The organism is Schlesneria sphaerica, from assembly GCF_044336245.1.
Lineage (GTDB): Bacteria > Planctomycetota > Planctomycetia > Planctomycetales > Planctomycetaceae > Schlesneria > Schlesneria sphaerica.
The window spans coordinates 1,956,987-1,972,062 of the sequence record NZ_CP172346.1; the positions used below are offsets into that span (position 1 = coordinate 1,956,987).

General features: G+C 55.6%; 5 protein-coding genes. 2 read left to right on the forward strand and 3 right to left on the reverse strand.

What is annotated here, in order from left to right:
- The first annotated feature begins 246 nt into the window (after window positions 1-246).
- Window positions 247-924 carry a hypothetical protein gene (locus tag ACGY09_RS07250; protein WP_397571030.1) on the forward strand — a complete coding sequence of 226 codons (678 nt, stop codon included), beginning with the start codon at window positions 247-249 and terminating at the stop codon, window positions 922-924.
- A 320-nt stretch (window positions 925-1,244) separates the two neighbouring features.
- Here ACGY09_RS07250 and ACGY09_RS07255 read toward each other — a convergent pair whose 3' ends face one another.
- From ACGY09_RS07255 to ACGY09_RS07265, 3 genes are all read right to left on the reverse strand, one after another.
- Window positions 1,245-6,905, reverse strand: a complete 5,661-nt coding sequence (locus ACGY09_RS07255) for a secretin N-terminal domain-containing protein (protein WP_373650946.1) — start codon at window positions 6,903-6,905, stop codon at window positions 1,245-1,247.
- A gap of 1,295 nt (window positions 6,906-8,200) precedes the next feature.
- Window positions 8,201-9,346 carry a hypothetical protein gene (locus ACGY09_RS07260; RefSeq protein WP_397571031.1) on the reverse strand — a complete coding sequence of 382 codons (1,146 nt, stop codon included), beginning with the start codon at window positions 9,344-9,346 and terminating at the stop codon, window positions 8,201-8,203.
- A 31-nt stretch (window positions 9,347-9,377) separates the two neighbouring features.
- Window positions 9,378-13,247 (reverse strand): secretin N-terminal domain-containing protein, encoded by a 3,870-nt coding sequence (locus ACGY09_RS07265; RefSeq protein WP_397571032.1) that lies wholly within the window; start codon window positions 13,245-13,247, stop codon window positions 9,378-9,380.
- Between the two features lie 546 nt (window positions 13,248-13,793).
- Here ACGY09_RS07265 and ACGY09_RS07270 point away from each other — a divergent pair.
- A complete protein-coding gene (locus tag ACGY09_RS07270) occupies window positions 13,794-14,450 on the forward strand; it encodes an HAD family hydrolase (RefSeq protein ID WP_373650943.1) in 657 nt (218 codons plus the stop codon).
- Window positions 14,451-15,076: the final 626 nt, after the last annotated feature.

Sequence of the window (15,076 nt, forward strand, 5' to 3'; positions counted from 1 at the left end):
TTTCTTTGCTGTCGACCGATGTAACGGATCGGGCGAGCCAATTTTCTGCAACATCGCTGGAATGGGCTGATTTCAGTTGCTTTGAGTCTCCTGAAATGGTAATCCCCGAGTTCACATGAGCCGCTGGCGATGCCGCATTTCGACACCCTATTGCTCATCCCGGAACTTCGAATCAGCCCTAGTCGGAAATCGACCAGAATGGTTTGCTTTTCGTTCACACGCCAGTTCAGGCGCCACGTGTTGTGGATGATCGTGGTGTTGACGCCGCTGGTGGCGATCGGCCAGCCCGAAGAGGCTTCGACGCCTGTCGCGGCAGAATCGCCCCCGACGGAATCACAAACTCCCCGGCAGCCAAGGATGTCCCGCTCTGGATCATCCGCGGCCGTCCCTCCCAAAATCAGTCGGTATGCGACCTATCTCATCTCTCGCCACGACCACAATAGAGACGGCGTGCTTCAGACGACGGAGTGGCAGGAGTTACAAGGGCGACCGGACCTGATTGATGCAAATGGAGACGGCCTGATTGATCGAGATGAGTTGATCGAGTGGGTCATCGATTACGGTCGGCGTAAGCGGATTGGCGTTCCGATGGGACCCGTTGTGAAGTCTGCACCGGCCCCATCAATCGAAGCGGAAGAGAGTGTCAGCGTTATCGGACGTGACGCTGATGCAGACGACGCAGAACCATCTCTCAATGAACGGCGACGAAACCTGAAGTTTTTCGTTCCCCCCAACCGACTTCCGCAAGGACTGCCTGAATGGTTTATTGCGAAAGACGTGGACGGCGATGGACAGTTAACAGCGGGAGAATTCAGTCCCGCCAGCATCCCTGCGGAGCTGGAAGATTTCGCCAATCTGGATGCCAATGGTGATGGAGTTGTGACAGCGAAAGAGTGCGTCCGCAAATCGGGCACGTCCAAATAACCAAACAGAACGTGCAGACGCTGCAATCCCTTTCTCAGGCTGGAAACCTTCTTTCCCCGGATTGGTCAAGACGCGACCAGCGCTCCGAACCTTGCCCTCGAATACTTCCACCAGCGTGGAAGTCATTCCCGGAACGACGGTGAGTCCTTAAACGAGCGCGCATTGCCCACTCGCGCTACGTTCGAATCCGTCAAAAAGATCCGATGCCGAATGGTTCGCACCCCACAGGCGGATACTCGCTCCTTGGGAGACTCCGCCTGTGGGGTGCTTAGCACGACATCCGGTTACCGTTCGGTACGGAGCAGCGGCGACCGACAGGATCACCGCCGATCGCGCCGGCGCGACTTTTCCTGGATCAGATTCAGAACCTTTTGCGTCTTGGAGGAGTTCATCCGTTCGAGCGGCACAATGCTGATACCGCGTGAGTTCTCTGTCAGCGAAGCCTCGTCGAGTTCATGAATCAGCGAAGCGACCTGTTCGGTGATTGCTGCTGGCGCCATGATGACAATCGAATTGGTCACTTCGTCGACACTCAGGGACAGCACGGGACCTGAGTTCATGGCATTCAACTGCTGGAGTGTCGCCGCGATTTCCGGTGCCAAACCAAAGGGGATCGGTAGCTCCTTCCGTCCACCACCGGTGCTGAGCTGCGACTTATAAACAAGCCGTAGAACCTGCTCAATCTGAACTGCGGATCCATGTTTGACACTGACCCGCTTCGGTCGGTTGGCTGCACGCGAATCGGGCATATCCGCGGAATCGAGCACCTCCAGCAAGGTTTCGATTGAAGCCCGATCTGCCCGGCTACCATGCACGATAATGGCATTCAGCCGTTCGTCTGCCACGACAGTAGGACCGCTTCCGCCAGAGCGGAATCCACCACCGGACTGTGACCGTAAGGCTTGTCGCAAAGTTTCAGCGACCTGTGTGGCCCCGGCGATCTTCAGCCCATAGACCGAGAATCCCCGTCCCGTCGTCTGTTGAGGCCCCGACATCACTCGCAGCAACTTGTCGAACTGCTCAAGGGCTTCCAGATCCTCAGAGAAAATTGTGACACTACCCTCACGTGGCAAAATCACAATCGGAGCAGGCGGCTCGGTCGATTGAGCCTGGACCTGTGCGACAGTCCCTTGCGTCGACACTACGTCGGTCGTCTGACGGGGAACCGTAATTGGCCGAGCTGCGGACTTGCCTGACTTCAGGGTTTCCTCTTCTGCCCCCTCGTCGTCGCCGAGGTCCTCGAGAGTTTCTTCTTCATCCTGGTCGTCCGCACCATCAATCTGCTCTTTGAGCAACTTCGGCTTGGGAGATTCTGCAGGAATTGGCTTGGTACCAAGTGGTACATCGTTCGTGACAGGCTTGTCGCTCGTTGCAGGTTGCTTTTTGAGCCCCGAACCTGGAAGTAGAAGATTCGAACCTCGGTCCGAACCAGGGATGATCCGCAATTCATTCGAGCGGAGTTTTGGCCAGATCCGCAGAATTTCCTTGAGTGCCGAAGATGTGTCTCCCCCGAAGGGGACGACGCGCATCGTTGGGGAACCTGCTGGTTCCTGACGCGAAAGTCCCTTTTCGCCCATTTTCTCGAGAAGTTCTTCGATCCGCTTGATCTGCTCTTTGGTCCCGCGGACGAAAAGCTTCTGTGAGGCAAAATCAGGTTCAACGACAGGGCCAGACAATCGGGATCCACCGAACATCCGGCGAATCATCACCTCCGCCGAAGAGGGGTCGACTGTTTCCAGTTGAAAGACTTCGAAGCCAGCCTCGGACGACGTCTTCAACCTTTTCAAGCCGTCGCGAATCATCTCATGCTGTTCAGCCCTGGCTTCGACATACAACTGGTTGCTGCCGGAAATGACTGATACATTCGTCCCCACAGAATCTTTCTGCAACATTGCCTGAGCAAGACGGAGCGCCGAATCCGAGTCGATATTCTGAATATCATAGAACTCAATCGTCGTGTCCGGGGCATGCACGGCGTCGAACTGTTTGACGACCTGCTCAACGATGGCATGATCCTCGGGAACGGCCCACACGATCAGCTTGTTGGGCGTATTGCCGATATTCAGAGTGGCTTTCGGAACGGCTCGACTCAGTAGCGGAATCACGGTACCTGCCCCGGTCGCCTTCAGAGTGTACGGCCGGAGTTCAAACTTCTTTTTCGCGGACGAATCGGCTTCGAGCTGTTCCACAATCTTCTGGACGATCAGGTGATCATCGGGCCTTGCCCAGACAAGCAGATGGCTCGAATCCTGGCCCAAAGCAACTCGAGCATCAGGCGCTGCCTGAGACAGGATCTGAAATGCAGAGGATGCCCCCGCTCGAGGCAGATGGTACGTCACAAGCTGAGCCGCCTGAGCCCCTGCCTGAGATGTAATCTGCGAAATCGCCGACTCCACCTGTTCGTGGTCTGCGACCGTTCCCAAGGCGACAAGTCCGCCAGTTTTTGGATCGACAGCAATCCGAACGGTCGGCATGGCAACTCGCAGCACATCGATGACACTTGCCGCATTAAATTTTCCCGGGGGGAAATACTTGAGACGAGGTTTCTGGTCCCCATCGGCGGATGTCCGCATTGACGCAAGCGTCCGCGAAATGGTCTCGTGATCGGCTTTCTTGGCCCACGCGACAATCGTTCTCGCTTTGGTGTCTTTCATCATCCGGACTTTCGGAAGCACGGATTGCAGCAAGCCAACGGCGACATCCGGGTCGATTTCCGGTACCGGATAAACGACGACTTTGTCCCGGCGTTCTCCGGCTTCGTCACTGTCGAGCTCTTCAATCGCCTTCTTAACCTCAACGTGGTCCGCACTTCGGGTCCAGATGAGCAGTCGGTTGCCGTTAAGATCGACTGTGATCTTCGCGCCCGGGAAGAGGGTCTGAAGTACAGTGGAAGCGGTGTTCGGATCAGCCGCTTTCAGCGGATACGAGACAAGCTGATATTTTTCCGTAACGGGTGTCTCGCGAACGAGTTCATCGAAGATTCCTTTCAGCAATTCATGCTGAGAAGGCTTCGCCCAGATCGCCAGTTCATTGGGTTCACCATCGGTGACCACACGAATGTCGGGCAGGTCGCCACGCAGAGTGGGCATCACTGCCAGGAAACGAACGCGCTGAGCAGGAGTAACCGGGTATACGGACAGTTTCCGTTTTTCTGTAACAGGCATTCCCTTGAGAACGTCATCCAGGTGTGACTTGATGAGTTCATGCTCGGCGGACGTGCCGACGACTTGCAGTGCCTTGGCGTCCAAATCCTGAGTGACCGTCGCTTTGGGAACGAGTCTCGAGAATGCGGCCAGTGCGGACGTCGGCAAAGTCTGCTCAAGTGGATAGAAGCGTAGCAGCGGTGTGTCCGGCCCCAAATCACCCGGTTGCAGTTTCTGGATCGTGGATTTGATCTGCTGTTGATCCTCGGTAGTCGCGATAGCCACCAGATGCCGGTTCACCAGATCGAGCGAAATTTTGGCCTGGGGAACCAGCGTCTTGAGAATTGCTGTCGCGGTCGTCGGATCCGCAGAACGGAGGGGATGCGTCACCAACTGAACCTCGTCGCCTGCGCCAGAATCACCCGCGAGCGACTCAATCAGCCCTTTCAGAACCTCATGTTGAGATGGCTTTGCCCAGATGGCCAATTCGTTTGGTTCTCCGTCGGGAACGGCGCGGACATCAGGGAACTCCAACGCCATTGAGGGAAGGAGCGTCAGGAAACGGGCTCGCTGAGCGGGCACGACTTTGTAAATGGAGAGCTTCCGCTTTTCAGCGACCGGCATTCCTTTCTGCGCTTCGTCCAGATACTTCTTTACCAGTTCCTGCTCGGCTGTCGTGGCAACAACCTGCAAGGCCTTGCCATCCACGTCCTGGGTCACTGTGGCTTTGGGGACGAGTCTCGCGAAGGCGGCAAGTGTCGTCGCATTCAAGGGCTGGTCGACAGGGTAATATCGAAGGACGGGTGTATCAGGTCCAAGATCGCCCGGTTGCAGTTTTTCAATCGTTTCCTTGATGGCATTCTGGTCTTTCACCGTCGCAATAACGACGACCTGACGATTTACGGCATCAAGCGAAACCTTCGCCTGAGGTACCAGCGTCTTGAGGATTGTTGTCGCGGTTGCAGGATCGGCAGACCTCAGTGGATGAGCGACGAGCTGAGTTTCTTCCCCTTCAACTGGCTCTCTTGCAAGTGAGTCAATCAAACCCTGAAGCAGTTCGTGCTGCGAGGGTTTTGCCCAGATGGCCAGTTCGTTTGGTTCCCCGTCCGCAACCACGCGAATGTCGGGAAAGTCGGCGCTGAGGGTCGGAAGAATGGCCTGAAAGCGTGCCCGCTGTTCAGGCATGACCTTGAAAACGGCCAACTTCCGTTTTTCGACGGTAGGCCGCCCCTTGAGGATCGATTCCAGATTCTCTTTGACCACAGCCTGATCGGCGGCCGTCGCCAACACCTGCAATCGTTTGGCCTCGGTATCGGCAACGATCTTGGCTTTCGGAGCCAGTGAAACCAGCAGCGACATCGCTGTCGCCGAGAGTGGTTCGTCAAGCGGATAGAATTCCAGCCGGACGGTATCGGGGCCCTCGGCTGTCGACTGGATCTGATCGAGCACAGCCTTGATGGCTTTATGATCATCAACCGACGCAACAGCGACAATCCTGCGCGTCAGAGGATCGAGTGTAAATTTCGCCTGTGGCAACAGTCCCTGAAGCAACGTGAACGTGGTCGCGGGATCAGCCGTTGACAAACGGTAAATTTCCAGTTGTCGACTTCGATCGACCGGTCCTGACACTGCCAGCTTTTCGATTGCGGCCTTCAAATTGGCCTGATCAGCGGGATTGGCGAAAGCGAGAATTTGACGTTCACGCGCGTCAAAGGAAATCCGCGCTGTCGGGGCGACGAGCAGCAGGTTGGGGACAAGCTGTGCTGCGTCCTGATCCCGGACAGGGTAAACCTCCAAAGTGGGACGCCGATCCGGGGGATTGTGAGTCTGCATCTGCTCCAGCACGGCCTTGATGGCAGACTGCTCGGCAGGGGTCGCAAAGGCGTTGATCTGTTCCGCCTTCAAATCAGCAACGATTTTCGCTGACGGAAACATCTTCGTCAGCACGTCTTCAGCAATTTTTCCGTCCGCAGCCCGGACTGAGTACACCTCCAGTACTGGCGACGGGGGGGGATCTTTACGCCGCTCGGGTTCAGGCTGAGGCATTGATGAGATGACGCGGCTGATCGCCCGCACAATCCCGGCTGTATCCGTCACAATGATCTGTCGTGACTGCGCAAGCAGCACGCTCTTGCCGAACGGCCCAAGAAGCGGAGTGATCTCGGTCTTCACTGCCTGCGGGTCTCGGTCTCCGACGGGGAACATGACTGTAACAAGTTCAAATTTTCCGCGTGTATCTAACTCGCTCAGGGGGATTGTGGGAACCAGGCCATCGGGCACACCATCCTGAATATCAATGACCATCAGCATCCGGCCCCGACGAATGAGTGTGTAGCCCTTCGTCGTCAGGACGCCATTCAGAAGGTCGAGCGCCTCGGTCGCGGTGTACTCTTTCGTATCGGAATAGTTAAATGTGCCGGGAGGCGGGGCATCGAGGACCAGCGAAAGATCAGACTGCTTTGCCAGCCACTCCAGGACATCGGACCACCGCTGGAACCGGAAATTAAAGCGAAGCCGGGGCTCAGCCATCTCTTTCAGAAACTGCGAGCGCTGCTCTGGCGTCAAAACGGCTTCGAGACTTTTCTCGCTCTGCGCCAAGAGCTCAGCCCGTTCGTCCGGCCCCGCTTTTGCCAGTCCCTCGGCCCGTTGCGTAATGAGATTGGCAATCTGCACTCGCTGATCGTCGGAGAGCTTGAGGGTTTCTGCCACCCGCGGATCGGTCAGCCGCTGGTAGCTGGAAGCAGGTGTCACAGGCGCAGCAGGTTCCTGTGCAGCCAGCGTCGAGCAAGCCAGCAGCAAACTTAATACGAATCCCGTCGCGGCGGCCGACGACTTCATGCCAGGATTTCGATGATGCGCCACTGTGAAACCTCCGAAGGGATGGAGCCGAGTGTGGCAGCGACCGGGAATGCACTCACTCATCAGCAAAAACGCTCGCAATTCAGGAAAGTGGCAGGGCTCTTGGGCATCGATTTCTACCATAATCGGCAGAAACTGATGCGTTGGCGGGCAAAAGCGTTCGCCCCCAACCAAGTCCAACAATGCAAACAACTTGACACTCAGTTCGGCTCCAGAACATGACCTCACCAGTCATTTCATTCGATCATCGGCCAAGACTCACACTGACCCTAGTCAGTGTGAACTCGATCCTCTTGACCGAACCTGCGAGCCTGCATTCCTGATTTTAATCAGTTTGCGTTAAAGATTAACGAACCTCAATAAAACAAATCCGGATTCACCCTTGGGTATGCGCAGGATCACTTCAGCCCTGGGGCCCCCGATTCCGAATCTCAGACAGGGGGGAGTGCATGACGAATTGGGTCCATGCTTCACTCTCGATGCTTCTTGCGGCTGATTCAAGATCAAGGTCCGGTACTGATGGTCGTTCGAAATCCCTGAAAGACATTCCAACTTTACCAGGGCGAAACGAGCAAGACACCAGAGACTACCAACAGGCTCAGGTTGCAACTCCTGTCCTGTATCAGAGTTATTCACGAGACCGTGGGACGGCTATAATGGCGGAGTCAGAACGAATTCACGGGTGCATCAACTCGCGAGTCCGCGTCATAAACCCCATTGCAGTCCCTTTTGCACACCATGCTGGTCAGAAGGTAAATATCGAGCCATGAATCGTTTTTTGCTCATCATGTCCGCCACCCTCACTGTCTGTCATTGTGTCTGTTCTTCCGCACAGGCGCAGATGTTCGGCAGTCAAAGAAGTTTTGGACAATCACTGCAGCCTCAAACTAACGCGGGGGGCGGGAGTTTCGGCGGACCGACCCCCGCGCCAGGGATCGGTTCCAACGCAGGTCCGGTTGGCCCCAGCGTCATCGGAGTCGCGACGCCTGATGCTCGGTTCATGAGGGGGAACAGGAAATCGTCAGACTTTGTCGGTCAGGATACGAACGACGCGCGCAAGGTGGTCGGAGCGGTACAGATTCCCTTAGGCCTGCCTGGTCAGCCAGCAGCACTGGAAGTGCGTGAGCGTCGTGTCCCTGAAACTCTGATCAATCCGACCCGCACTGCAGCCTCACGAACTCGCATGTACGAACCCAAAATGGTGGTGGGATTTGCTCATGCCCCTCGAACCGAGGCAGACATCAACAGAGGATTGCGTCGTCATATTCAACACCTTACTCAACTTGACCCCTCACTTCAGATATCGACGACTGTGGTAGGAGAGACGGTGTACCTGAGGGGGGTTGTCGGCTCGGAGGAGGAGCGAGCTTTGATCGAGCATATGATGCTCTTTGAACCTGGGATTTCTTCCGTCCAAAATGACTTGACAGTTCCTTCTGTCGTTCCTCCAAGGCCTGCTGTGGATTAGCGGCCCGGTATCTGGAGTCCGTGAGCCCATTATGATTGGGATTATTGGGGTCAGCGACCGGGTCTTGGGGAGGTTCGACCACTTCTACCGGTCCAGTCGTCGGCTGCGACACCGCAGCAGGCGACGTCGGCAGTGAGCGTTCCTGTTGAATCTTGACGGGGAACAGCTCGTCCTGACGCCCAAATCGACGCATGAATCCCGGTGGAAGTTCGATCGTTTCCGCAGCGGGCCGCTCGGATCGGTTGCTCTTCTCTCCTTCCGTCGAAATCTTCTGATGACCAGCATGCATAATTTCCTCGTCGGAATCGTCGGACGCCGAATCGTCGTAGGGTACCGGTTCGACTCCGGGCAGAATCTGAAGCGAGTTCTCAGACATCACCATCGGACCATCCACCGGTTCGAAGCGAGCCAGTAGCGTAATCCGTCGCGGCTCTCCTCCCACCTCGTCCCATGGTAGCCAGACGCTATACGAATGACCCAGTTTTGACCTGCTGTAATGTTTCTCGAACTGCTCGGGAGTGAATACAAATTTCCGCTCCGGAACTGTGGAGGGGCGGACGGTTTCGTCAAAGGCATAAACAGTCAGCGTCCCTTCAACGCGAACCGGCTTTTCGTTGTCACGGCCATGGAACATGATCCTTCCACCGAATCCACGCACCCCCTTCTTTCCCAGCTGATTCAGGATCGTATTCGACCACAGTGTCGTTATCCGCGTGGGCAGGGTGATCTCATCAGAGTCCATCCAGGGGATTCGTTTCTTCAAATCGAAAACCGTACAGCCGCCGATCAGACAGAGCAGTCCGCCCAAGATCACCGAAAGCGAAACGTATCGAATTGACCGTCGCCACGATGCACGGTTCGGTTGCTCGCAACGGGATTTCCGATAATCAATTTTCCGCGCCATGTTGGAATTGGCCACCGCGATATTGTGCGTCACTTGATGCCGATTCATTGTGTGTCTTCCTCTCTACCAGTCCCCGGAACTACTTCCGCTTCTTCTGGGAACCGAGTGGAAAGAACCCGGATCTTTTGCTCTTCTTCGTCTTAAGACTCACAGTCTGGTCTTCCTGGTCTTCGAGGATCAGCGGTTCAGGATCAGTCGGTCCAGGAGGAACTTCGAGCGGCATGATGGTCCCGCGTGGATTCAAATCGGGATAAATCACCGGGATATCCGCCTCGGGGAAGGGCCCCGGATCGTCACTGATAATCCCTGGTCCATAGACGTCCACCACATCACCCGCACACCAATGCATCTTGGCGGCCTCTTCCCGTTTGATGCGGGCTGACTCTTCCGGTCCCCGGATAACGTAAGGTGTCAGAATGATTAACAGCTCTGTCCGCTGAGCGATCGAACTGTCGTAGCGGAACAGGTTCCCCAGCACTGGAATGTCGGACAGATAGGGAACCCGGCGAACAGTGTCGTTGTTACTTTTCGTGATCAATCCACCGATAATGATGGTTTCACCACTGTTCGCACTCACCGTCGTTGAGGCTGTGGTGATATTAAAGATCGGTGACCGGATGACTGCTCCGCTTGCCGACACCGACACAGGGATACCAGGATCAACGACATCGATTTCCGACTTCTCGGCATCAACTTCCATGACCACCATCCCTTCCGGACTGATACGCGGTGTCACCCCGAGAATCAAACCGACATTCTCAAGTAACACGCCGTTAACCGAACCGACCTGGGTGACGGACGCGTTGTAAATACGAGGAACGCGCTTTCCAATCTGCAGGAACGCAGGCTGGTTATCCAACGTACGAATCTGAGGCCGACTGAGCACTTCCAACCGGTTCGACTGCTGCAACGCCCGGATCAACACGCTGACGTTTTCGCTGCTGGCGGAGAGAACTAGTCCTCCATATCCTAACTGAGCATTGGTAGTCCCCACCCCGAAGTTGGAGACCCCCTGCCCTCCGACTTGGTCTGAGTTCGCCAATGCCGATGGTGCTCCGCTGTTCCCCAGTGGTTGCCCATTGAAGAGGAAACCGGGTGTATTCGTAGCCCCCAGGATGTTTTGCGTGGTTGAGGTCAGAATTCCGGAAGGAGACGACTGCTGTACGGTGCTGGTTGTGGTCACAAGTCCTCCCAGCAGACTTCGATCGAATAGCAGCGAGTCCTGCAGACCAAGTTCCACTCCAAACTCGTTGGTGTTGTTAAGCGTCACTTGAGCAATCAAGACCTGGATCATCACCTGAGGCGGTTCGGCATCGAGTTTTTCCACCAGGACGGCAATTTCATCGTAGAAGCGCGGGGTCGCGCTGATGATCAGCGAATTGCTGACGGCTTCAGGTACGACGACAACTTCACTTTCGATCTGCTGGAAGGGACTGATCGCTCCAGGAGCAGCCTGACTCACGGTCCGTTCACTGCGAAGAAAGTCATTGACGCTACGCGCCACCGCCTCTGCAGGCGCGTTCTTCAGTCGATAAACGGTGTTCTTCCGCTGTTCAATATCTTTTTGATCAAGTCGCAGTAACAGGGCTTCGATGATGCGCAAGTCACCGCTGGAACCGGTCGCGATAATGCTGTTCGTTCTCAAATCAACTGAGAATCGAGCTGGCACCAGTGATGATTCATCACGCGAATTCGCAAGTTGAGGTGTTCCTGCAGGCCCTGTCGGTGGTGGCAACAGGGACCGTAACATCTGAACCAGACTGACTGCGTCACCGTTAATGACCCGGAACACCTTAATCTGGGCACCATCTGACGATGGTTCGTCCAGTCGCTGGATCAGGGATGCGATGAGTTCCATGCTTTCCGGAGGGGCGGAGACCAGCAATGAGTTCGTGCGGGGTTCAGCCGTCACTTTCACATCATTCAAAACGGCCGATTTCTGGACCTGACGCCCTTCCTTATCAATGGAAAGAAACTCGAGCGTCGATGCTTTCTGTGAAGCGGCGGCGTTTCCTGTTCCCCCTCGGGCCGAGTCGATCGCAGACTGGATTACCGTGACCAGGTCACCTGCCAATGTATTCTTTAAGGTAAAGATGCGAGCCTGGTGGACGACCGCCCCACTGGGAGCGTCCAGTTCCTCAATCAGCCGGGCCGCCTCTGCCATGTCACGCGGAGCCGCCTGCACGATCAACGAGTTGGTACGATTATCGACCGTCACCTGAACCTTGGGTGACAGCCCCTGGTTGGCCGAGTTTCCCGTACCGCCACCTGGCGTTGTACGGGACGTGAAGAAATCTTGTACCGTCGTACGTGCCTGGCTAACGTCAGCGTGCTTCAGGCGGAAAACCTGAAACTGAGCATCGGCAGGAACGGGCTGGTCCAGTTTCTCGATCAGTTGGCGGACCGACTTAACAGACTCGCCCCAGCCGATAATCAGCAAGGAGTTCGGTACCACCAGCGGTGTCACGGTGACTCGCCCCTGCATCGAACCCGTCAGATCCAGGTTTACCTTATCAATTAAAAGCGAGAGGGAATCTCCCCGTACGTGCTTCAGCTCATAGACCTCGATCGTCGGTTCTGTTTCCTGACTCAACCGCTCCAGTTCTTTCAGGATCCGCGTCATTTCTTCCACATCGGGTTTGCTCCCGCGGAGTATGATTGCGTCCAGATCGGGCAGAACTTCAATGTCCAGATCGGAACCGAGTCGGCGCAGTTGCGACTCCATCTCATCAGAAAGTGTGTCTCCACTTCCATCCGGTGCATCACCTGCCCCGGGAGCGGGTGCATCGGGAATGGCGATCTGGTTCGCGACCAGCCTGATCGTGCTGAGCGTGCCAGTTTCACCTTCCAAAGATGCGTTCTTGACACCTTTGCGATTTCCCGATGACCGCTTTCCTTTGGACTTTTCGCTCCCTTTACCGCCACTACGCGGTTCCGATTGCAGGGCTTGCTTGATTTTATCGACGTCGCCTGAATCAATCGCTTCCAGGGGAACGATCTTCGTCAGCTCCGAACCTGTCTGCTTCGGGATATCCACACTGGTGATCAGTTGAAGCAACTGACGCGTGAGCTTTCGTTCTCCGGTGATCGATACGGAATTTTGCCGCCGATCGAACTGCAGCACGGACGATATCTCGTCGTCTACGGTGACCTGGTATTCGGTTTTGGACTTTTTCACCGCTTCGAATCGTTCACCTAGGATTTTCTGCAGGGAGCTGACCAGGGCGCTTACACTCACGTGCACTAGCTTGTGGTACTCGTCTTCATCTCTATCTCCATCAGTGTCCTCCTCATGGAGGTCTGATTTGTCTTGAGGGACTGAGACGACGGGTACTGCAGACTTTTTGACAACCGTTTTCTCTACGAGGGGGGCGTCAGCCTGTTTCGCCTGGCGAGTGCGGGCGGGCACAAAAACCGGCGCAGCCTGCTCGGATGCGGCCTCCTCAAACAGCTCTGAAGAATCGTCCGCGTCGTCGATCGAAGTTTCAACGGCTTTCGCGACCTCAGTATGAATTTCAGGTGGTGCAAGGACGAGCAGTCGGGCACCGTCCGCGTCAGCAGCAATGCGGATCCCTTTGCGGTCTGCGTACTTCTCGCGCAGGCTCACAACCAGTTGACTCAACCGGTTCTTAGCGCAGGCATAGGACTTGAGTGTCGGTTCAGCATCTTCGACCTTCCGGGCGGGAGGAGGCTGATCGAAGGTCGCAAGAACGTCTGCCGCGATTCGCTGGATGGCTGCCGAACCGCTTAGAAGCAGGCGGTTTGACTTGGAGTCGACGACAATCTGGACATCCTCTCCGTAGCCCTCGAGCATCTCGGTGAGGACGGTCTCGGCTTCGGAGAGCGACTTATGTTTGATGGCATAAGACTTATATGTCTGTCCATCAGGAGTCTCTGCGGAACTCGAACCTGATGCCAGAATCGAAAACGTGAATACTCCAAGGGTCACAACCCATGGAAAAGCAGGGAAACCCCGACGATTACTGGGCGCTGGAGGCGCGCAGTTTCGGTGCGTGCAAAGTCTATCCACAGGGAATAACCTGGCGATATGAGGAATAAATCGATTGATGGGAGATTGGGAGGCGCGGATCCTAGGTAACGCCCTGCCCTTTGATCAATACCAACTGATCCAAAGGCACCACCACCAGACGAGGGCTCCAGCAGCTTCTGCCACCACCCTTCCCGCTTGAACTTCCGATCCAAAATTCACGACGGATTTGACCGATTGTCCGCCAGATTCCGCTTTTCACAGGAATAGAGCGAGCGGCCCATGCCGTTGGAACCTGTCTCCAAATCGCAGTTTAAGGCGTTCATTCGACGAAGTCAGAGGTGATCTATCCCTGGAACACTGAACCACCAGCGCGACAGCTCTGTCATTATGTTGGTTGCCCCTTTCGCCCTTCGTTTGATCTCCCTATCCTGCGGAGGCATAGGAGTTGCAACTGCATCTGTCTTGACCAAGTAAAAACGAAAACTTCGAGAATTCAACGCAATAATGCAAAATCTGCCGTTTGACGTGCCCACAACCAAGGCACTTATTTTCGATATGGATGGAACCGTCACCCATAACATTCCCTATCACGATCAAAGTTGGGTTATCTGGGCAGAGCAGGAAGGCCTGAAGTACACCAAGACTGAACTCCTCGCACAGGCGTATGGCACGATTGGGGAAATTACGCGCCGGCTGTTCCCTGATGCAACGCCCCATGAGCGATTCGAGCGAGGCGAACGTAAAGAAGCCATCTATCGCGACTTGTTCCGCCCCCATCTCGCGCCACTTCCCGGCCTCATCCCGTTTCTGGAGTGGGCTCGTCAGCAACCGCTTTCTACGGCAATTGCCACGGCGGGGGACGCCACCAACATCGCGTTCACGGTCGATGGACTTCAGATTCGCAAGTATTTCGACGTCTTTCTAGGGAGTGAAGACGTCGCGCACGGAAAGCCAAACCCGGAGGTTTACCTCCTGACCGCACAGCGACTTGAAGTCGATCCCCGAGATTGTGTCGCATTCGAAGACTCACCCCCAGGAGTTGAAGCGGTGCGACGAGCGGGGATGAAATGCGTTGTGGTCAACCCGATGGCTTCGCGCGAAGAGTACGGCGACTGCTCGCACGTGATCAAGTGGATGAAGGATTACAGCGACCTGTCATAGCTGCGGGCACCCGCGACTTCAGGTCGAGCGCGCGGCAGATCTTCGAGCGGTCGATGGCCCACTTTGCTCTACTCGCGTCTTCCCATCACGCGAGCAGAGCGAGTCCATTGGTTCCTTGAACCATGATTGATCAACGATTGTGAGAGAAACACTCCAGGTGAACCTGTGAAGATCAGTGGAACAGGGTTCGAAAAACGAAATAACACGCTCACTGTCAACGACTTCAGACAATATACGAATCTTTTAGGCTGATGTGCATCGCCGAGGGCGTCGGTCGAGACCGCCCCATCTGGTTGCCCTCGATCCGGATGAGAATCTGGTCGGTGCGCTCACGTTTCTGCGAGTGGAAGCGTATCATGTGTGCTTCCCGTGAACCGTTCGCGGTCCGCTTATCTCCATTGCCGAAAAACTTTGGGTGCCTCGATTGTTTTCCCATCACAGCGATTCGTCTCATAACGATCTGACCGGCAGTGATTTGTCAGAGAACGCAACGGAATGTTGCAGCTCTTCCCATGAGGCATTCCACCGTAGCAGCCCCGAATTCCCCCCTGCGTGTCTCTTCGGCCAACTCATAAATGCCCCCTCTGTAGCGGGACGAATCGCCAGTGATCGACTGAGGGTTCCCA

Coding starts and splice junctions, on each gene's coding strand:
- ACGY09_RS07260 (WP_397571031.1), bottom strand. CDS start 9,346: ATGAATCGGCATCAAGTGACGCACAATATCGCGGTGGCCAATTCCAAC.
- ACGY09_RS07250 (WP_397571030.1), top strand. CDS start 247: ATGATCGTGGTGTTGACGCCGCTGGTGGCGATCGGCCAGCCCGAAGAG.
- ACGY09_RS07270 (WP_373650943.1), top strand. CDS start 13,794: ATGCAAAATCTGCCGTTTGACGTGCCCACAACCAAGGCACTTATTTTC.
- ACGY09_RS07255 (WP_373650946.1), bottom strand. CDS start 6,905: ATGAAGTCGTCGGCCGCCGCGACGGGATTCGTATTAAGTTTGCTGCTG.